21 protein-coding genes are annotated in these 19,004 nt (G+C 60.0%); 10 read left to right on the forward strand and 11 right to left on the reverse strand.

The window, feature by feature from the left end; translation table 11 throughout:
- Positions 1-14: 14 nt before the first annotated feature.
- The gene (locus tag ACM6IV_RS06075) at positions 15-1,061 is read right to left on the reverse strand and encodes a M4 family metallopeptidase (RefSeq protein ID WP_414869147.1); all 1,047 of its coding nucleotides are present in this window, start codon (positions 1,059-1,061) and stop codon (positions 15-17) included.
- Positions 1,062-1,203: 142 nt separating this feature from the next.
- On the opposite strand from ACM6IV_RS06075, the gene ACM6IV_RS06080 reads away from it, so the two are divergent.
- Positions 1,204-1,542, forward strand: coding sequence for an FKBP-type peptidyl-prolyl cis-trans isomerase (locus ACM6IV_RS06080; RefSeq protein WP_414869148.1), 339 nt, complete (start codon positions 1,204-1,206; stop codon positions 1,540-1,542).
- 59 nt (positions 1,543-1,601) lie between these two features.
- Here the strand turns inward: ACM6IV_RS06080 and ACM6IV_RS06085 are convergent, their stop codons facing one another.
- The 5 genes from ACM6IV_RS06085 to ftrA all read right to left on the reverse strand — a co-directional run bounded on the left by ACM6IV_RS06085 (position 1,602) and on the right by ftrA (position 4,592).
- A complete protein-coding gene (locus tag ACM6IV_RS06085) occupies positions 1,602-1,937 on the reverse strand; it encodes a hypothetical protein (protein ID WP_414869149.1) in 336 nt (111 codons plus the stop codon).
- An 8-nt stretch (positions 1,938-1,945) separates the two neighbouring features.
- Positions 1,946-2,362, reverse strand: a complete 417-nt coding sequence (locus tag ACM6IV_RS06090; protein ID WP_414869150.1) for a pyocin S6 family toxin immunity protein — start codon at positions 2,360-2,362, stop codon at positions 1,946-1,948.
- 166 nt (positions 2,363-2,528) lie between these two features.
- Positions 2,529-2,798: a hypothetical protein gene (locus ACM6IV_RS06095; protein ID WP_414869151.1), complete on the reverse strand. Its 270-nt coding sequence runs from the start codon at positions 2,796-2,798 to the stop codon at positions 2,529-2,531.
- Between the two features lie 2 nt (positions 2,799-2,800).
- Complete coding sequence (locus ACM6IV_RS06100) at positions 2,801-3,181, reverse strand: DUF6124 family protein (protein WP_414869152.1); 381 nt, start codon at positions 3,179-3,181, stop codon at positions 2,801-2,803.
- A 436-nt stretch (positions 3,182-3,617) separates the two neighbouring features.
- Positions 3,618-4,592: a transcriptional regulator FtrA gene (gene ftrA / locus ACM6IV_RS06105; protein ID WP_414869153.1), complete on the reverse strand. Its 975-nt coding sequence runs from the start codon at positions 4,590-4,592 to the stop codon at positions 3,618-3,620.
- A 101-nt stretch (positions 4,593-4,693) separates the two neighbouring features.
- On the opposite strand from ftrA, the gene ACM6IV_RS06110 reads away from it, so the two are divergent.
- From ACM6IV_RS06110 to ACM6IV_RS06125, 4 genes are all read left to right on the forward strand, one after another.
- Positions 4,694-5,122 (forward strand): rhodanese-like domain-containing protein, encoded by a 429-nt coding sequence (locus ACM6IV_RS06110; protein WP_414869154.1) that lies wholly within the window; start codon positions 4,694-4,696, stop codon positions 5,120-5,122.
- A 247-nt stretch (positions 5,123-5,369) separates the two neighbouring features.
- Positions 5,370-6,149 (forward strand): ABC transporter substrate-binding protein, encoded by a 780-nt coding sequence (locus tag ACM6IV_RS06115; protein WP_414869155.1) that lies wholly within the window; start codon positions 5,370-5,372, stop codon positions 6,147-6,149.
- Positions 6,150-6,359: 210 nt separating this feature from the next.
- The gene (locus ACM6IV_RS06120; RefSeq protein ID WP_414869156.1) at positions 6,360-7,472 is read left to right on the forward strand and encodes a succinylglutamate desuccinylase/aspartoacylase family protein; all 1,113 of its coding nucleotides are present in this window, start codon (positions 6,360-6,362) and stop codon (positions 7,470-7,472) included.
- Between the two features lie 179 nt (positions 7,473-7,651).
- Positions 7,652-8,368, forward strand: a complete 717-nt coding sequence (locus ACM6IV_RS06125; RefSeq protein WP_414869157.1) for an alpha/beta hydrolase — start codon at positions 7,652-7,654, stop codon at positions 8,366-8,368.
- Here ACM6IV_RS06125 and ACM6IV_RS06130 read toward each other — a convergent pair.
- Together ACM6IV_RS06130 and ACM6IV_RS06135 are read right to left on the reverse strand one after the other, a co-directional pair.
- Positions 8,358-8,915: a hypothetical protein gene (locus ACM6IV_RS06130; RefSeq protein WP_414869158.1), complete on the reverse strand. Its 558-nt coding sequence runs from the start codon at positions 8,913-8,915 to the stop codon at positions 8,358-8,360. The genes ACM6IV_RS06125 and ACM6IV_RS06130 overlap by 11 nt on opposite strands.
- Before the next feature lie 84 nt (positions 8,916-8,999).
- Entirely contained in the window at positions 9,000-9,773 is a 774-nt protein-coding gene (locus ACM6IV_RS06135) for a hypothetical protein (protein WP_414869159.1), read from the reverse strand.
- 146 nt (positions 9,774-9,919) lie between these two features.
- Here ACM6IV_RS06135 and ACM6IV_RS06140 point away from each other — a divergent pair, with 146 nt between their 5' ends.
- A complete protein-coding gene (locus ACM6IV_RS06140; protein ID WP_414869160.1) occupies positions 9,920-10,456 on the forward strand; it encodes a chalcone isomerase family protein in 537 nt (178 codons plus the stop codon).
- A gap of 72 nt (positions 10,457-10,528) precedes the next feature.
- Complete coding sequence (locus tag ACM6IV_RS06145; RefSeq protein ID WP_414869161.1) at positions 10,529-11,848, forward strand: Nramp family divalent metal transporter; 1,320 nt, start codon at positions 10,529-10,531, stop codon at positions 11,846-11,848.
- Between the two features lie 131 nt (positions 11,849-11,979).
- On the opposite strand, the gene ACM6IV_RS06150 is transcribed toward ACM6IV_RS06145, so the two are convergent.
- On the reverse strand, positions 11,980-13,083 hold the full coding sequence (locus ACM6IV_RS06150; protein WP_414869162.1) for a cytochrome P450: 1,104 nt from the start codon (positions 13,081-13,083) through the stop codon (positions 11,980-11,982).
- Positions 13,084-13,162: 79 nt separating this feature from the next.
- On the opposite strand from ACM6IV_RS06150, the gene ACM6IV_RS06155 reads away from it, so the two are divergent.
- From ACM6IV_RS06155 to ACM6IV_RS06165, 3 genes are all read left to right on the forward strand, one after another.
- Positions 13,163-13,921: an ArsR/SmtB family transcription factor gene (locus tag ACM6IV_RS06155; RefSeq protein WP_414869163.1), complete on the forward strand. Its 759-nt coding sequence runs from the start codon at positions 13,163-13,165 to the stop codon at positions 13,919-13,921.
- A gap of 140 nt (positions 13,922-14,061) precedes the next feature.
- Complete coding sequence (locus ACM6IV_RS06160) at positions 14,062-15,282, forward strand: putative DNA modification/repair radical SAM protein (protein WP_414869164.1); 1,221 nt, start codon at positions 14,062-14,064, stop codon at positions 15,280-15,282.
- A complete protein-coding gene (locus ACM6IV_RS06165; RefSeq protein ID WP_414869165.1) occupies positions 15,279-16,181 on the forward strand; it encodes a TIGR03915 family putative DNA repair protein in 903 nt (300 codons plus the stop codon). The genes ACM6IV_RS06160 and ACM6IV_RS06165 overlap by 4 nt, the downstream gene beginning before the upstream one ends.
- Before the next feature lie 190 nt (positions 16,182-16,371).
- Here ACM6IV_RS06165 and ACM6IV_RS06170 read toward each other — a convergent pair whose 3' ends face one another.
- Positions 16,372-17,391: a branched-chain amino acid aminotransferase gene (locus tag ACM6IV_RS06170; RefSeq protein ID WP_024013350.1), complete on the reverse strand. Its 1,020-nt coding sequence runs from the start codon at positions 17,389-17,391 to the stop codon at positions 16,372-16,374.
- Positions 17,392-17,625: 234 nt separating this feature from the next.
- Positions 17,626-18,999, reverse strand: a complete 1,374-nt coding sequence (gene lpdA, locus ACM6IV_RS06175; RefSeq protein ID WP_414869166.1) for a dihydrolipoyl dehydrogenase — start codon at positions 18,997-18,999, stop codon at positions 17,626-17,628.
- Between the last annotated feature and the right edge of the window lie 5 nt (positions 19,000-19,004).

A 19,004-nucleotide genomic window follows, 5' to 3' on the forward strand; every position in this document is an offset into this window, starting at 1 on the left:
ACAGCCTCCTCGAATTATTCGATGCCGACCTGTGCCCAGGCTTGCTGCACTGCGTCGGCTGCTTCCGCACCAAAACGCTGGCCCGCGTGATCGATGGTCAATTTTGCGAACGCGTCAAACGTTGCGTCCTGGCTCAAGCGGTCATCGCACAGCGTGTCGTACCAGATTCGTCCGGCCTTTTCCCAGGCGAAGCCGCCAAACGCTCGGGCTGCCAGATAAAACGCACGGTTGGGAATGCCCGAATTGATGTGCACGCCGCCATTGTCTTCGCTGGTGATGACAAACTTGCGCATGTGCTCCGGTTGCGGATCCTTGCCCAGCAGCGGGTCGTCATACGCCGTGCCGGGGTGCGACATCGAGCGCAGGCCCTTGCCCTGGATCTTCGGCATCAGCAGCTCGGCACCGATCAACCAGTCGGCCTGCTCGGCTGTCTGGCCGAGCGTGTATTGCTTGGTCAACACTCCGAAGACATCCGAGAGCGACTCGTTCAACGCGCCGGACTGGTTGGCATAAATCAGCCCGGCCTCGCTTTCGGTAACGCCGTGGGCCAGTTCATGGCCGATGACGTCGAGCGAGCGGGTGAAGCGCTGGAAGATTTCGCCATCGCCGTCACCGAAGACCATTTGCGCGCCATTCCAGAAAGCGTTTTCGTAACCCTGGCCGTAATGCACGCTGCCAATCAAGGCGAAACCCTGATTGTCGATCGAGTCACGACCGAACACTTTCCAAAAGAAATCATAGCTGGCCCCCAGCGCATCGTAAGCCTCGTCGACCGCCGGATCACCACTCGGCGGCTGACCTTCGAGGCGCACGATCTGGCCCGGCAAGAGCATTTTGTTTTGCGCATCGTGCACGCTGCGTTCGGCCAGACCCGGCTTGCTCTTCTCGGGCAGGATCGCCCGTGCCGGTGGTTGCGCGGGTGCGCCTGGATTGGGCAACAGACTGCGTACATGGTTGAGCGTGAGTATCGCTGCCGAACGTTGCGGCGCTGAACCGTGAGCGATGATGCGGTTGAGGATGTAGGGTGGAATAAAACTGCGCAGCAATTGTGAGTCGGTCATCAGAGCTTCCCTGGCTTAATGCGATGTCGATAAACATGTGAGCGATGACGCGTGTTTCGGTTCCATGGATTGCCATCGACGCCGGATTCTGCGAAAAACGCCATCCGCGCCCGACCGGGCCAAACACAAAGAGTCCACGAACATGACAGATGAACTGCAGGTAATCGATCTTCAGGTCGGCGAAGGCAAAGCCGCCGTCAAAGGCGCGCTGATCACCACCCAATACACCGGATGGCTGGAAGACGGCAGCGAGTTCGATTCTTCCTACAGCCGTGGCAAACCTTTTCAGTGCGTGATTGGCACCGGGCGGGTGATCAAGGGGTGGGATCAGGGCCTGATGGGAATGCAGGTGGGGGGCAAGCGCAAATTGCTGGTGCCGGCGCATTTGGGGTATGGCGAACGGACGATGGGCAAGATTCCGCCGGGTTCGAATCTGGTGTTTGAGATTGAGTTGTTGGAAGTGTTGACGCGGGAGGATTGAGGTGGGGGACATCGATTTGGATGAAGTCCATTCCCTAATCCAAATGCCGTCAGGGTGGATCAGGTGAATACGTCTATATCGTCGAGCGTGTCTTCGATGATCCCTTGCAGTGAAGGGTGCGTTTGCTTGGCTGATTCGAGTGCCGCAAAAACTGTTTCAGTATCCAGCTCGCCATGTCGGCGAGCGATGTGCCCGAGCGCAGTAGTAGCAGCGGCCACAATTGCTTCGGTTTTGCTGGTGAGCTGTTTCAGGCAGATGTCCTGAGCCCAATTTCTATCGGTTTCATTTAGGTCAATGGATATGAGTGCGGCGATTACGTTTGCATCGGTGTCGCTGGCAAGGAGTTTTATGGCTTCGTCATGGCTTATGGATGGATCTTGAAAGATGAGGTTCATTGGCGAAGTTAACCCCTGATGCCGATAAAAAGATCGAGTTCCGATGGAAGTTTTTCGTTAATCGCCATGCCGATTTTTTGAGCTTGAGCGAGTGTCAGCAGCCACTCGCCGTCGGGACTTTCATCAAGGCTTTTCCAACCCATTGCAGCCAAGACTGCCGGTTCAAATTTCGGCCCAACTGTAAGTTCGTATTTTAAGGTGTCGTCTTCGTCGTCACCTTTCAAGAAACCGCTAATCCATAAAAGCATTTGTAGCTTCCTGTCTGCCTCATCCATTGGAGTGGCGGGTCTGACGGGGGAGTTCTCTCGTGAAAGCGTGCACCTCAACTTGGTCAGCAAACGCATATTGGCAGCATCCTGCGGCGTGTCTTCCAGTGCATCCCAGACACAATAGAAGCTTTGGAGTTGGGGGGAATGTTCCTTCATGGTTTAAGCCTTCCTGGTATTTGGCTTTCAGATATTCGTCGGCAGAAAGAACGCCATCGCGAGCAGGCTCACTCCTACATTGGAACGGCGGTGTACTCGAATGTCGCGAGTAACCGCGAACAACTGTGGGAGCGAGCCTGCTCGCGAAGAACGATCACGCGGTCAATCAGGCTGCGTGCGCCATCTCGGCCAGTGTGTCGGCCACGGTTCTTTGCAGTGAGGGGAACCGGCGGGTCACGCGGCGCAGTGCGGGTAGCACGGCGTCGATTTCCAGTTCATCGAGTTGGGCGAGGGCGATAACGGCGGAGGCGACGATGGTCTCGCGTTCGCTTTCGAACAGCACCAGGCAGGCGTTCTGCGCCCAGCGTCCGTCCCGTTCGTTGAAGCCCATGGCCACCAAGGCTGCGACGACTTGTGCATCTGTTTTGTAGGTCATGGTCATTGCCTCAGTGCAGGGTCGATTTTGTCGAGAGCGCGGTTGACTGCGAGTTCGCCGAGCATGACCACTTGCTGGATGCCGAGCACGGTGTTGCGGTAGGGCGAGTCGAGCAGGGCGGCGAAGTCGCTGAGCATGATGCTGGCCGATGCCATGGATTCGCAGGCGTGAGCCATGAGGTCTTCGGCGCCGGTGTTGGGGTCGACGAGGAACATGGTGCTGGGTCTGCGCGGTGGTGAAGGCGGCGTGGGTTTCAGGTAATGATCGAGGGCGCGTTCGGCGGCTTCGTGGAGTTTTCTGGAGCCCGGCGTGGAATAGGGGGACGTTGGATTTGGATCGATTTCCGCTTCTGTTTCGGGCGGATTCGGCGTTATTTTGAACATTTCTTAGAACCTTTTAATGAGGCCGACACGTTCATTGCGACTAAACAAATGGGTGGCAGCTATGCGCAGGTTAGTCGACCGGTGGTTCTAAGCAGTCCCGGCGCACCCGAAGGCGCCCTGCGCACAGCTACCATTACGCTCAGGCGCGAGAAGGCCTGACTGAACGGACTGTATGCTGCCAAAAACCACCGAGCGACTAAACCCGATCACTGAACATTCAGTGACGCGAACCAAGTTACCGGCGACCCCCAAGCCGCACAAGCCGGCGGATTCTGGCGTAGTTGTAGGCAAAGGCGCAAGGCGCTGTAGCCTCGTGGCTGATGTCTAAATGATGCTGCGTTTTACCGGACGCCTTCGCGAGCAAGCTCGCTCCCACCTTTGAAATGCGTACCCCTGTGGGAGCGAGCTTGCTCGCGAAGGCGCCTTCAAAATCACCTCAGGATTCAACCCTCACACCCCGCCCAAACCGCTCCCGATACACCGACGGCGGCACCCCCACCACCCCACGAAACGCCACACGAAAACTCTCCACCGACCGATAACCGCAACGCTCGGCAATCTGCTCGGTATTGTCCGGCGTACTCTCCAGCAGCTCCCGCGCCCGCGCCAACCGTTCATGCTGCAGCCACGCTTTGGGCGACTGCCCACTGGCCTCGGTAAACCGCCGCAGAAAAGTACGCTCACTCATCGCCGCTTCGCTGGCCAGATCACGCACGTCCAGCGGTTCATGCAAACGCTCGCGCGCCCACTGCATCACCCGTGACAGATCATTGCGCGGCGTCGGGCTGACCGGTGTCGGAATAAATTGCGCCTGGCCGCCGGTGCGTTGCGGCGACATCACCAGGCGCCGCGCCACCGAGTTGGCGACTTGCGTGCCGAAATCCCGCGCCACCAGATGCAGGCAGGCATCGATCCCGGCAGCGCTGCCGGCCGATGTGATCAACTGCCCGGAGTCGACATAAAGCACATCCGGATCGACTGCAATCGCCGGGAAGCGCTGCGCCAGTTCCGACGTGTAACGCCAATGGGTGGTGGCGCCGTGGCCGTCGAGCAGGCCGGTGGCCGCCAGCACAAATACACCGGAGCAGATCGACAGTAATCGCGCACCCCGGGCGTGGGCCTGGCACAGCGCGTCGATCAATGCTGGAGGCACCGCCGCGTTGCGATCGCGCCAGCCGGGAATGACGATGGTGCGCGCCTCGGCCAATAATTCCAGACCGCCGTCGGCCAGCACCTGAATGCCGCCCAAGGCACGCATCGGGCCTTGATCGACCGCCGCGATGGCGTGGGTGTACCACGGGAAATCGAACTCCGGCCGGGTCAGGCCGAAGACCTCCACGGCAATGCCGAACTCGAATGTGCAGAGGCCGTCGTAGGCCAGAATCGCGACCAGACCTGGTGATGTCGGCATTTGGCGGAAAATTCCCGGTGAGTGTCTTGTGCGCCACTGTAGCCGCAAGCGGCCGCTCGATAAAGTCTGTTCACACCCGTTCAGACAAAGGAGCAACACCCATGGCTAGCCTGGTTAGCAATATCCCCGCCGCCCCCTCGGCAATCGCCCTGATGCACTTCAGCAATCGCCTGACCTACGAAACCGATTGTTCCGACGTGTTCAGCAGCCAGGAGGCCGGTGAGATCGATTTTGTCCTGGTCGATGTGCGCGGGCCGCTGGCCTTTGAACGCGGGCATGTGCCGGGCGCGATCAATATCCCAAACCGGTTGCTGACAACGGCGGAACTGGCCAGCTACCCGAAAACCACGCTGTTCGTGGTCTATTGCGCCGGCCCACACTGCAATGGCGCGAACAAGGCTGCGGTGAAACTGGCGGCGCTCGGTTACCCGGTCAAGGAGATGATCGGTGGCGTCACCGGATGGCTGGATGAAGGCTTTCAACTGAGCGTTGAGCAAATGGGCAAAACCGCAATCGGCTGCGAATGCTGACGTTCGTTTAGGAGAATTCCTGAGCAAAAAAAGCGCTTGTCCTACAGCCTTTGCACCACGACGGCGCACCCGTTGACCCCGGTCAATCGGTGCGCCGATCTTTCATAAGTATTTGTCGCTTAAACACAATTTACCCTGTGCGCGCCGCCATAGACTGCCGGCCACTTCGGTGTTTGTAGCCAATTGGCCATGACCGAACGCTGAATCGAAAGCTGCCAATAAAAGCCTCCGCACACAGGAGTAATAAATGAAGAAGCTAGTGATGTTCGGTGCCCTGGCACTGTCGATGTTGTCTCTGACCGCTGTGGCCGAAGACGCCAAGCCGATCCGCATCGGTATCGAAGCCGGTTACCCGCCATTCTCGATGAAAACCCCTGACGGCAAACTCACCGGTTTCGACGTTGATATCGGCGATGCGCTGTGCGCGCAGATGAAAGTCAAATGCACCTGGGTCGAGCAAGAGTTCGATGGCCTGATCCCGGCGCTGAAAGTGAAGAAGATCGACGCGATTCTGTCGTCGATGACCATCACTGATGACCGCAAGAAGAACGTCGATTTCACCATCAAGTACTATCACACCCCGGCGCGCTTCGTGATGAAGGCAGGCTCTGGTGTCAAAGACCCTCTGACCGAGCTCAAAGGCAAGAAAGTCGGCGTGCTGCGTGCCAGTACCCACGACCGTTACGCCACCGAAGTGCTGGTGCCGGCCGGGATCGATCTGGTGCGTTACGGCTCGCAACAGGAAGCCAACCTCGACATGGTTTCCGGGCGTATCGACGCGATGCTGGCCGACTCGGTCAATCTGAGCGACGGTTTCCTGAAAACCGACGCCGGTAAAGGTTTTGAATTCGTTGGCCCGACCTATGAAGACGCCAAGTACTTCGGCGGCGGCGCCGGCATTGCGGTGCGCAAGGGCGATACCGCGCTGGCCGAGCAATTCAACAAGGCCATCACCGAAATCCGCGCCAACGGCGAGTACAAGAAAGTCCAGGACAAGTACTTCGACTTTGACGTGTACGGCCATTAATACGCCGTAGAAAAAAGTGGCCCCGTTGGCGCGGTGGCCACTTTTTTTATGCTTTTTTTCTACTGATGGAGATCCCTGTGGGAGCGAGCTTGCTCGCGAATGCGGTTTAACATTCAACATCTTTATTGACTGTCGAATTGCATTCGCGAGCAAGCTCGCTCCCACAGAGATCTCATTGATCTAGATCTACCAGACTGCAGGAGTTTCCCCATGCAACGCATCGACCATGTTCTGCCCTGGAGCCACTTGGGCAGCGAACGTTCGCTCAGCGTGTTTCGCTATGGCGCGGGCGCCCGCAAGGTGTACATCCAGGCCAGCCTGCATGCCGATGAACTGCCGGGTATGCGCACCGCGTGGGAACTCAAGCAGCGCCTCAATGAACTGGAACAGCAAGGCCGTTTGCAGGGCGTGATCGAGCTGGTGCCAGTGGCCAACCCGATCGGCCTCGATCAACACGTGCAAGGCGCACACATGGGCCGCTTCGAACTGGGCAGCGGCAAGAATTTCAACCGCGCTTTCGTCGAACTCAGTGCCCCGGTCGGGGCGTTGATCGGTGAGCGTCTGGGCGCGGATGCCGAGGCCAACGTCGCGCTGATCCGCCAAGCCATGGGCCAGGTCTTTGATGAGCTGCCGGCGCCGGCGTCGCAACTGGAAGCCTTGCATCGCTTGCTGCTGCGCCATGCCTGCGATGCCGATATCACCCTCGATCTGCATTGCGATTTCGACGCCGCGATTCATTTGTACGCGCTGCCGCAGCATTGGCCACAGTGGCAATCACTGGCGGCACGTTTGAAGGCTGGCGTGGCGCTGTTGTGTGAAGATTCCGGCGGCAGTTCGTTCGATGAGTCTTGCTCGACGCCGTGGCTGCGTCTGGCGCGGGCGTTTCCGAATGCTGCGATTCCAGCGGCGAATCTGGCGACCACACTGGAGCTGGGCAGCATGGGCGATACCCGGGTCGATCAGGCGCAGGCCAATTGCGAGGCGATTCTGGGCTTCCTCGCCGAGCAGGGTTTCATCAGCGGCGAATGGCCGGCGGCGCCGGGCGAGTGCTGCGAAGGTCTGCCGTTCGAAGGCACCGAATACCTGTTCGCGCCGCACCATGGCGTGGTGAGTTTCCTGCGCAATGCCGGTGAATGGGTGGAGAAGGGTGATGCGCTGTTTGAGGTGGTGGATCCGTTGCAGGATCGCGTGACCACCGTGCGTGCCGGTACCAGCGGTGTGTTGTTTGCGCTGGATCGCGGGCGTTATACCGAGCCGGGGATCTGGCAAGCGAAAGTGGCGGGGCGGGTGGCGTTTCGTACAGGGAAATTGACCAACGACTGACAGATCTTCACTGGATTCATCGGCCCCTTCGCGAGCAAGCTCGCTCCCACAGGGGAATGCATTTCCAATGTGGGAGCGAGCTTGCTCGCGAAGGGGCCATCAGCAGCACCCAACATGTTGATCCACGCCGCAGGATGTTAGGCTCCCCCCGAACCCGACACTCTGTGAAGGAAGGCTCTATGTTGAAGGTCTTTGCTCTATTGACCCTGCTGGCGTCCAGCGCCGTGCAGGCGCAAACCACGCTGCAATCCGATCTGCCGCTCAAGTACATTGAACAGGTGCACGCCGACGCCGAGGCGCGTCCGCTGGTGATTTTCCTGCACGGTTACGGCAGTAACGAAGCCGATCTGATTGGTATGAAATTCCAGCTCCCGAAGCAATACAACTACCTGTCGGTGCAGGCGCCGCTGTCATTGGGTGAAGGACGTTTCCAGTGGTTTCGTAAAAAGGGCGAAGGCGCCTACAACGGCGAGACCGATGATCTGAAGGCCAGTGGCCAGAAACTGCGCGACTTTATCGCCCAAGCAGCGAAGAAATATCACACCACCCCGGACAAGGTGTACCTGATCGGCTTCAGTCAGGGCGCGATGATGACCTACGAGGTCGGGCTGCGGCCGCCCGTTGCGGTCGGCGGGATCGCCGCGTTGAGCGGGCGCTTGTTGCCGGTGTTGAAGGCTGAACTCAAAGGTGAGCAGCAGCCGTTGCCGCTGAGCATCTTCATTGGCCACGGCACCGCCGATGATCCGGTGCCGTATAAAAACGGCACCGAGGCCAACACGCAGCTACAGAAACTGGGTTACGCACCGCAATTTCACGCCTATCCCGGCGTCGGCCACAGTATCAGTGCGGCCGAGTTGCGTGACTTGAACGGCTGGTTGCAGCAGCTCAATCCTTGAGGATGGTTTTCACCAGCGCATCGTGACCTTTCTTGTCGCTGGCGCGGGAGATCACCTGCACCAGCGCCATCTTCGTGCCGGAGCCGGCCATCAGCGTGGTGTTGAGGGTCTGGCCACCGCCCTGGGTCGCGGTGCTGTCGACCTGACGCAAGCCAAGGCCGGTGCCTTTCTGGGTAAGACTCTTCTCAGTGAGTTTGTTGAAGTCCGGCAGGGCCTTGCGCTGGTCTTCGATGAAGCTTGAGACGGTGCCATCGAGGAACTGGCCGTCGTTGTCCTTGACGTGCTGACCTTCGGGAATTTTGTTTTCAGCGGTAATGACTACGGTCTTCGTCGTTTCATTGGTGTACATCGTGCCCTTCGTCCCGCTCGGGCTCGGCGGCAGCGGGTCGGCGACGAAACCTTTAGGCAACACAAAGGTGAACTTGCCATCGAGCATCGAGACTTTCTCGGTGCTGGCTTTTTCCTTGGCTGCTTGCGCGTGGAGGGCGCCGAAACCGGCGAGGGTCGCCACCAGCAGGACGACGGCTTTTTTGTTCAACAATGGCATGTGAATCTCCGGTGGATGGTCGCGCGAGGCGGGCGATCATCCCACGGAGGGGGCCGGGCGTTCCAGCGCGAATCATCCGAGCGGTTATTGCGTCTGCGCTTTCGCCGATGGGCGCGCCAACAGCCGCTTGGTCACCCCGAGCATCGCCACCGACACCGCAACGCCTACGGCAAATCCGCTCAGCCCCATACTCGGCAAGGTCAGTGCCGAGACCAGACAGAACGCCGAAAACGAATACATCCCGGTCGCCGTCGCCCGTAACAATGCGGCGGTAAACGCTGGGCCGCGGGTCTGCTGCGAGAACACCGCCATCACGCTGCCAAGCACCGGGAACACCGCGAGCAAACCGCTCCAGCGCTCACCGACGGTGCTGGCGAGCATCGTCACCACCAGCGTCAACGCGGCGCCGGCAATCATCCGCCAGATCAGTTTGTCCGACTTCGGCGCCGCGCCGCTCAGCACGGGTTGCACCGTGGGAAACAGATACGGCGATGCCAGCAGCGCAATCGCCGCTGCCGCCACCGAAAATGGCAGCGACGGCGGAATCAGTGACAACACTCCAGCGATGACGGCCCACACCGACAGCGACGCCGCCAACGCCAATGGCCAGTTCGCCCGTTGCGCCACCTGCGCGTAGGTGATGCAGAACGCAATCATCGCGAACATCGCTGATAACGCGGCCACCGCCGACTGCGCGGCAAACGCCGGACCTTGCTCGATGGCGAGGAAAAACAGAATCGGCCCGACCACCACCGGCAATCCCGACAGCCACCCGGCCACGCTCGGTCCCCAGCGTTTGCCCGCCAGGGAAATCAGCAGCAGAAAACCGGGAATCAGCAGCAGTTTGAGGATCAGCACGCAAGAGTCTCCATCCGTTGAAGGTTCGCCACGTTAGCATTGTCGTTAGGCGATTGCTGCCTATGTGCGCAGTTTTTGTATACAAAGTGTCGGCGGCGATACCGGCTATGCTTTGACCATCAGGGCTTGCCGGAGTCGATGCCGCAATGAACAGAACACCGAAGGTGTTGCGGGGATGCTGCGGCATCGGCTTGTGGGCGCTGTTGCTGACCCCAACCTGGGCCAACTGGCAGGACGCCGTGCCCGGCGCGCAGATCATCGGCAGCGGCGATTACAGCGTATGGGGTTTCGATGTTTACAACGCGCGCTTGTGGAGCGCCGCGCGTCCCTTGGTCGACGGCCAGCCGTTTGCGCTGGAGCTGATCTATCGTCGCAATATCTCTCGCGATGACCTGGTCAAGGCGAGTGTCAACGAAATCAAACGCCTGGGCGGTGCCCGGGTCAGCCCGGCGCAATTGGCCGGGTGGCAGATACAGATGCAGCAATCGTTCGTTGATGTGCAGGCCGGTACGCGGATTACCGGCGTGTATCTGCCGGGACAGGGCGCACGGTTTTTTGTTGGTCAGCAATTGCAGCACGAGATCAATGACCCGCTGTTTGCCCGGGCGTTTTTTGCTATCTGGCTTGATCCGCGCACACGCAGTCCTGAGTTGCGCGAGCAGTTGTTAGGAATGAATCGATAGATTTTTTTGCGCTTCAAGGCTCAGGCGGAAACCTCTAAGCTGCGTCTTTCCGACTTGTTTCTGGATGTGTGCGTGAAATTCAGTTTGCCCAAAATCGCCACCGCGCCGTTTTGCCCGCCGGAAGTGGCCGGCAGCGTCGCGGTGGATCCCACTGCCTCGTTCTTCAAACGCGTGCTGCGTTTCGCCGGCCCCGGTTTACTGGTCTCGATCGGTTACATGGATCCCGGTAACTGGGCCACCGCGATCGAGGCCGGTTCTCGCTTTGGCTACAGCCTGTTGTTTGTGGTGTTGCTGGCAAGTCTGGCGGGCATGGTCGTGCAATGTCTGTGTTCGCGGTTGGGCATCGCCACCGGGCGCGATCTGGCGCAGCTATCTCGCGAGCGTTACAGCACACCGACGGCGCGCCTGCAGTGGCTGCTGGCGGAGATCTCGATCATCGCCACCGACCTCGCTGAAGTGCTCGGCTGCGCGTTGGCGTTCCACTTGCTGCTCGGCTGTTCGCTGACCTTCGGCATCGCCCTGACCGCGTTCGACACCTTGCTGGTACTGGCCCTGCAAAATCGTGGTTTCCGCCGTTTGGAAGCGATCATGCTGGTACTGGTTGCGACCATCGGCGTGTGTTTCTTCGTTGAACTACTGCTGATCAAACCCTACTGGCCGGACGTCGCCCAAGGTTTCAAACCGTCGCTGGCGGCGATTGGCGAGGCGGCGCCGTTGTACCTGGCCATCGGCATTCTCGGCGCGACGGTGATGCCGCATAACCTCTATCTGCACACCTCGATCGTGCAGACGCGGATGATTGGCAAGGACCTGGCCAGCAAGCAGGACGCGGTGAAACTGGCGCGCATCGACACCATCGGTTCGCTGGCCCTGGCGTTGCTGGTCAACGCGGCGATCCTGATTCTCGCCGCTGCTGCGTTCCACCAGTCCGGGCACACCGATGTGGTGGACATTCAGGACGCCTACCACTTGCTTGATCCGCTGGTGGGCGGCGCGCTGGCCAGTGTGTTGTTCGGCGTCGCTCTACTCGCCTCGGGGCAGAGTTCGACGTTCACCGGCACCATCGCTGGCCAGGTGATCATGGAGGGTTACCTGAACCTGCGGATCCCGTGCTGGCAGCGGCGCTTGATCACTCGCGGACTGGCGTTGATTCCGGCGTTTATCGGCGTGTGGCTGATGGGCGATGACGCGATCGGCAAGTTGCTGGTTTTGAGTCAGGTGGTCTTGAGCCTGCAATTGCCGTTCGCCCTGTATCCCTTGATCCGCATGACCAATGACAAACGACTGATGGGGCCGTTTGTGAATCGCTGGCCAACCCGGGTGTTGGCTTGGGGGTTGTTTGTGGTGATCAGCGGCGCCAATAGCTGGCTGATTTTGCAGTGGGCGGTTTGAGCCATGCATTTGTAGTGGCTGGGCTGGCCTCTTCGCGAGCAGGCTCGCTCCCACAGGGGTATCGGGTGTGCACACTGTTGTGATCACCCGATAACTAATGTGGGAGCGAGCTTGCTCGCGAAGACGGACTGTCAGGCGCCCATATCGCTGAACACTGGAATGCGCCCATTCAGCGAGGGCCTGTAGTGCCAGTTCAGGCGATTCAGGTCGATCTCATGCCCAAGTATTTCCCTCACCGTCGCCCCGGCAATACTCATCGCCAACGCTTGCCCCGGACACTGATGCCGACCACTGCCAAAACTGAAACTGCGGCGGTTCTCGCGATTCACCAGAAACTGTTCCGGCCGTTCATTAAGTGCTGGATCACGATTGGCCGAGGCCAGCAGCACCAGAATCACATCGCCCGCTTCGACACGCACACCGGCAATCTCGCATGACGCGGCGACAAAGCGCCGGGTGTTTTGTACCGGCGGGTCGAAGCGCTGGACTTCGCTGAGCAGCGCTTCGACAGATTCGCCGCGCAACGCTGGCTGACGACGTAGCGCCAACAGCGTATTGCCGATCAGGCCGGCGCAGGCTTCGAACGTCTGCGAACAGAGGCCGATCAGGTTGGCGATCAGGGTTTCTTCATCGCCCGCAAAGCGCTGGCGGATCGCGCTGAGCAAGTCGCTGGCGGGTTCGGCGAGCAGTTCGATGAACTCACCACGCAGCTGTTCGGCCGCCGCAGCGGCTGCGGCCAATTGGAGGTCATTGCTCAACGGTGTCAGGCAGGCGACGAAGTCCGCCGTCAGCTCATTGATTACCCGCGCTTGCGCCGGGGTGAATCCCAGCAGCGCCGCGACCACGCACACCGGGCCAGCAAACATCGCCTGGTTCACGCCGTGCGCATCTGCCGTGATCAGCCGCGCGGCGACCAACGCGTTGACGACGTCAGGGTCGAGCACTGCCAACTCAGGTTCGATGGCGGAGCGCGGGCAGCGCTGACGTGCCCCGTCATTCATGCGCATCAGTTGGCCGAAGACTTCGCCGGCCATGCCTCCGGCAATCGCCTTGGGCACCGGCTCTTGCGCCGGACGCACCCGGCAATCGGCATGCGCCAACACTGCACACACCGCTTGGGCGCTGCTGGCGACCCACAGTTTCAGCTCGGGATGAAATGTCAGTCCACTGTCTGCGCGCAATTGCGCGTAGTAGGGATAAGGATCGACATGCGTTGCTGCGCTGATCGGGTCCATGATGGGTAACCTTGTCGTTGGGGAAAGTGTTGCTACTATCTCCACTGCGCAGCGACGACGATTCGTCCGGGAGCGAACCATGCACGCAGAACATCAAGACATCGGCGTTTCCCAAGTGGCCGCCGCCATCGCCGAACCGGCGCGAACGAAAATCCTCTGTTCGCTGATGGACGGCCACGCCCGCACCAGCACAGAACTGGCGACGATCGCCGAGGTCAGTGCTTCGACCGCCAGCGCGCATCTGGCCAAACTCAAGGATCTGGCCCTGGTGCGCCTGCACGTGCAGGGCCGCCATCGCTATTACAGCCTGGCCGATCAGCGGGTGGCGAAAGCGCTGGAAGCGCTAATGGTGATTGGCCAGAACGCCGCACCGACGTTCAAGGCGCACACTCCGGATCGCCTGCAATTCGCGCGCACCTGCTACGACCACATGGCCGGGACGCTGGCGGTGTTGCTGCATGACCGGTTGCTCGAGGCCGGTTGGCTGGTGCAAACCGACGAACAGGCGTATCGCTTGAGTGAAAGCGGCGAGGCGTTGTTTTTCGGGCTGGGCATTGACGTGCAGGGCTTGACGACCCTGCGTCGCAAGTTTGCCTGCCCCTGCCTGGACTGGAGCATGCGCCGGCCGCATCTCGGTGGCTCGCTGGGCGCGGCGCTGTTGCAAACGGCATTGAAGCGCAAGTGGGTGACACAGGATCTGGACAGTCGGGCGCTGACGTTGACGGCGCTGGGGCGCAAGGAGATCGGTGCGCGGTTCGGTGTTGAGTGGCCGGTGGACGGGCAGATCAAAAGATCGCAGTCTGCGGCAGCTCCTGCAGGAGTCGCGCACACCCGATAAATCTCGACCCAATCCAAGGAGCTGCCGCAGGCTGCGATCCTTTGATTTTGTGCATCTGACCGACGAGGGGCGCATCTGCCACCTTGTATCACCGCTGTCGACTCTATACTGTATATCCAAACAGTACAGAGTCCCGCGCCATGCAAATCATCGACAAGCTGAGCATTCTCGCCGACGCCGCCAAGTACGACGCCTCATGCGCGAGCAGCGGTGCGCCCAAGCGCAGCTCCGAAGGCAAGAGCGGCTTGGGTTCGACCGATGGCATGGGCATTTGCCACAGCTACACGCCGGACGGGCGCTGCGTGTCGTTGCTGAAGATTCTGCTGACCAACTTCTGCCTTTACGATTGCCAGTATTGCGTCAACCGCCGCTCCAGCGATGTCCCGCGTGCGCGCTTTACGCCTGAAGAAGTCGTCGCGCTGACCATGGATTTCTATCGGCGCAACTGCGTCAGCGGATTGTTTCTCAGCTCCGGCATCATTCGCTCGGCGGACTACACCATGGAGCAACTGGTGCGGGTGGCGAAGCTGCTGCGCGAAGAGCATGAGTTTCGCGGGTACATTCATCTCAAGACCATTCCCGAAGCCGATCCGGCATTGATCGAAGAAGCAGGGCGCTACGCCGATCGCCTGAGCGTCAACATCGAACTGCCCACCGATGCCAGCCTGCAAGTGCTGGCGCCGGAGAAGGACATCACCTCGATCAAGCAAGCGATGAACACCATCTACACCGGCGTGCAGACCGTGTTGAACGAACCGCGCTCGGCGAAGTTCGCCCCGGCCGGGCAGAGCACGCAATTGATTGTCGGCGCCGACGACACCGACGACAGCACCATCCTCCACAGTGCCCAGGCCCTGTACGGCAACTTCCGTCTGCGCCGGGTCTACTATTCGGCCTTCAGCCCGATCCCCGACAGTCCGAAAAGCGTGCCGCTGGCCGCGCCGCCGCTGATGCGCGAGCACCGCTTGTACCAGGCCGATTTTCTCCTGCGCAGCTACGGCTACAGCGCTGATGAATTGCTCAAGGGGCCGGGCAATCTGGCGCTGGACATCGACCCGAAACTGGCCTGGGCGCTGGAGAATCGCGAAGTGTTTCCGCTGGACCTGAACCGTGCCGAAGCGTCGTTGATCGCACGTATTCCCGGTATCGGTTTGCGCACCACTGAACGTTTGGTGGAGTTGCGCCGCCAGCGGCGCATCCGTTACGAAGACGTCGCGCGCATGCGCTGTGTGCTGGCCAAGGCCAAGCCGTTCATCATCACCAGCGACTACCATCCGCAGCAGGCCGAGGTCACCAGCCATTTGCTCTATCAGCAATTGCGCGACCGGCCGATGCCGCAGCAAATGGGGCTGTGGGGATGATCAATCTTGATTGCGACGACCTGTTCGACACATGGCGCCAGCAGGCGCGCTGGCTGTTGAGCCATGAAGTCGATCCGAGTCTGGTGAGCTGGGCTTCGCAAGGTGTGGGTGATCTGTTCGCCAATGACGATCCGGTGCCTGAAGGGCAGGGGCCGTTTCAGGCGCGTATTCCGCGTGCGCTGCTCGACACGCTGGAGCAGGCCTCGCACTATCGCGGTGATCAGCGCTGGAGTTTGTTGTATGAAGTGTTGTGGCGCGTCAGTCACGGCGACCGCACCGCGATGATGGCCGGGGATAAACTTGGCAGCGAGTTGCAGCGACGCATCAAGCAAGTGCATCGCGAAGCCCATCATCTGCATGCGTTTGTGCGTTTCATCGAACGCCCGTTATCCAGTGCTGGGCCGCAATACGTGGCTTGGCACGAACCGGCCCATGACATCCTGCACAGTGCCAGCGAGCATTTTATTGGGCGGATGGGCCGACATCGCTGGTTGATCGCCACCCCGCGTGACGGGGTCTATTACGATGGCGAACAACTGATCCATCAGCGGCAATGCCCGCTGGAATGGCAGCAACTGGCGCAGAATGTCGACGATCCGCATGGCGATCTATGGCTGACTTACTACAGCCACATCTTTAATCCAGCGCGGTTGAACGAGAAGGTCATGCAGGGGCATTTGCCGGCGCGATTCTGGAAGAATCTGCCGGAGGGGGAGTTGATTCCAGGGTTGATTACCCAGGCGCGGATGGGTAAGCAGCAGAATGGGCAGGCGAGTGGGATTGCTGAGCGACTTGGTAAACGGATTGCCTTGAAGAGCGAAAAGCCTACCCTCACCCCAGCCCTCTCCCAGAGGGAGAGGGGACTGACCGAGGTGTTCTCGCGTACTACATCGACCTGAACGATCAGGTCGAACTCAGGTTTTGAACGGCACAACGATCGGCTCCCTTCCCCCTCGCCCCCTTGGGGGAGAGGGCTGGGGTGAGGGGGAAAGAATCTCAAGCACGCCACAAATACTGCGCCAAACGCCACAAAAAAAGCCCCCCACCAATTACTCGGTGGAGGGCTTTTCTACATCAGCAGCCGTCAGTTCAAACCTTGACGATCCAGCCCGCTGGCGCTTCGATGTCGCCGGTTTGCACGCCAGTCAGCTCTTTGTAGAGCTTCTGGGTGACCGGGCCGACTTCGGTTTCGCTATGGAACACGTGCAGGTGGTCGTTGTAGCTGATGCCGCCGATCGGGGTAATCACCGCAGCAGTACCGCAAGCGCCGGCTTCCTTGAAGTCCGACAGTTTGTCGATCAGCACGTCGCCTTCAACCACTTCCAGACCCAGACGCGATTTTGCCAGTTCGATCAGCGACAGGCGGGTGATGCCTGGCAGGACCGAGGGCGAGTTCGGGGTGACGAACTTGTTGTCGTGGGTGATCCCGAAGAAGTTGGCCGAGCCGACTTCCTCGATCTTGGTGTGGGTCATCGGATCCAGGTAGATCGCGTCAGCGAAGTTGGCTTTCTTCGCTTTCGAGCCAGGCATCAGGCTCGCGGCGTAGTTGCCACCGACCTTGGCCGCGCCCGTGCCCTGTGGGGCCGCACGGTCGTAGCTGGAGATCTGGAAGTTGTGCGGGGTCAGGCCGCCCTTGAAGTAGGCGCCGACCGGGATGCAGAAGATCGAGAAGATGAACTCGGGTGCGGTGCGCACGCCGATGTTGTCACCCACGCCGATCACGAACGGACGCAAGTACAGCGCGCCGCCAGTGCCGTAAGGCGGGATGAAGCGCTCGTTGGCACGAACCACGGCTTTGCAGGCTTCGATGAACTGCTCGGTGTCGACCGTCGGCATCAGAAGACGCGCGCAGCTGCGTTGCATGCGCAGGGCGTTCTGGTCCGGGCGGAACAGGTTGATCGAGCCGTCCTTGCAACGATAGGCCTTCATGCCTTCGAAGCATTGCTGGCCATAGTGAAGGGCAGTCGAGCCTTCGCTGATGTGCAGCACGTTATCTTCGGTCAGGGTGCCTTTGTCCCATTCGCCATCGCGAAAGTACGACAGATAGCGTTTGTCGGTCTTGATGTAGTCAAAACCCAGCTTGTCCCAATTGATGCTTTCGTTACCCATGACACCCTCTATCACTGAACAACCGCCGAAACGGTTCAAGGCTTCTGACGTTTTTTGGATGGGCACAACAATACTTCATTCTTGAGTGGTTTCGCAGCCCGGACTATCGGATGACACACAGATAGTTCCGGTTGCCCCTGAGAATTCGCGAGCAAGCTCGCTCCCACATTTGAAATGCATTCCTCCCTATGGGAGCGAGCTTGCTCGCGAAGGGGCCATCACTGCCACCGCACATCACATATGCAGCGCATGCCCGAGGGCACGCAACGCTGCCTCCTGCACCGCCTCACCCAAAGTCGGATGCGCATGGATGGTGCCGCCGATGTCTTCCAGCCGCGCGCCCATTTCCAGGCTTTGCGCAAATGCGGTGGACAACTCGGAAACGCCCACGCCCACCGCCTGCCAGCCGACAATCACATGGTTATCCCGACGAGCGACCACACGCACGAAGCCGCTTTTCGACTCCAGCGTCATCGCCCGGCCATTGGCGGCGAACGGGAAGCTCGAGATGATGCAGTCCAGCCCGGCAGCCTTGGCCTCGTCCGGGGTCTTGCCGACTACCACCAGTTCCGGGTCGGTGAAGCACACGGCGGCGATGGCGGTCGGGTTGAATTCGCGGGTTTTGCCGCTGATCAGCTCGGCGACCATTTCGCCTTGGGCCATGGCACGGTGAGCCAACATCGGCTCGCCGCTCAAATCGCCGATGGCGTAGACATTACGCATGCTGGTCTGGCAACGGCTGTCGATCTTGATCGCCGAGCCGTTCATGTCCAGATTCAGCGCTTCGAGGTTCCAGCCCTGCGTGTTCGGTTTGCGCCCTACGGCGACCAGCACCTGATCGGTTTCCAGGTCGAGGGTTTCGCCCTCGGGATCGCGCACCTGCAAAGTGCCGTCGAAACCCAGCACACTGTGCTTCAGATACAGCTTCACACCCAGTTGCTTCAACGCGTCATGCACCGGTTGCGTCAGCTCGGCGTCGTAAGCGGGCAGAATGCGATCCTGCGCCTCGACCACACTGACCTCGGCACCGAGCTTGCGATAGGCAATGCCCAGTTCCAGACCGATGTAACCACCGCCAACGACTACCAGACGTTTTGGCACAGACTTCGGTGCCAGCGCTTCGGTGGAAGAGATGATCGGCCCGCCAATCGGCAGGATCGGCAGATTGACGCTGGTCGAACCGGTGGCCAGCACCAAGTGCTCGCACTGGATGCGCATGTCGCCGACATCCACGGTTTTACCGTCGATGACCTTGGCCCAGCCATTGATGACCTGAACCTTGTTCTTTTTCAGCAGTGCCGCCACGCCAGTAGTCAGGCGATCAACGATGCCGTCCTTCCACTCGACGCTTTTGCTGATGTCGAGAGTTGGCGCGGAAACATTGATGCCCAACGCCGAATGCTGGCTGTGATGCTGCGTCTGATGAAACTGCTCAGCCACATGAATCAGTGCTTTCGACGGAATGCAGCCGATGTTCAGGCAGGTGCCACCCAGCGATTGGCCTTCGACCAGAATGGTCGGGATGCCCAGTTGCCCGGCGCGAATCGCCGTGACATAACCGCCGGGGCCGCCGCCGATGATCAGCAGCGTAGTGTTCAGAGATTGCATGCGCG

This window comes from Pseudomonas sp. IT-347P (genome assembly GCF_949768005.1).
Lineage (GTDB): Bacteria > Pseudomonadota > Gammaproteobacteria > Pseudomonadales > Pseudomonadaceae > Aquipseudomonas.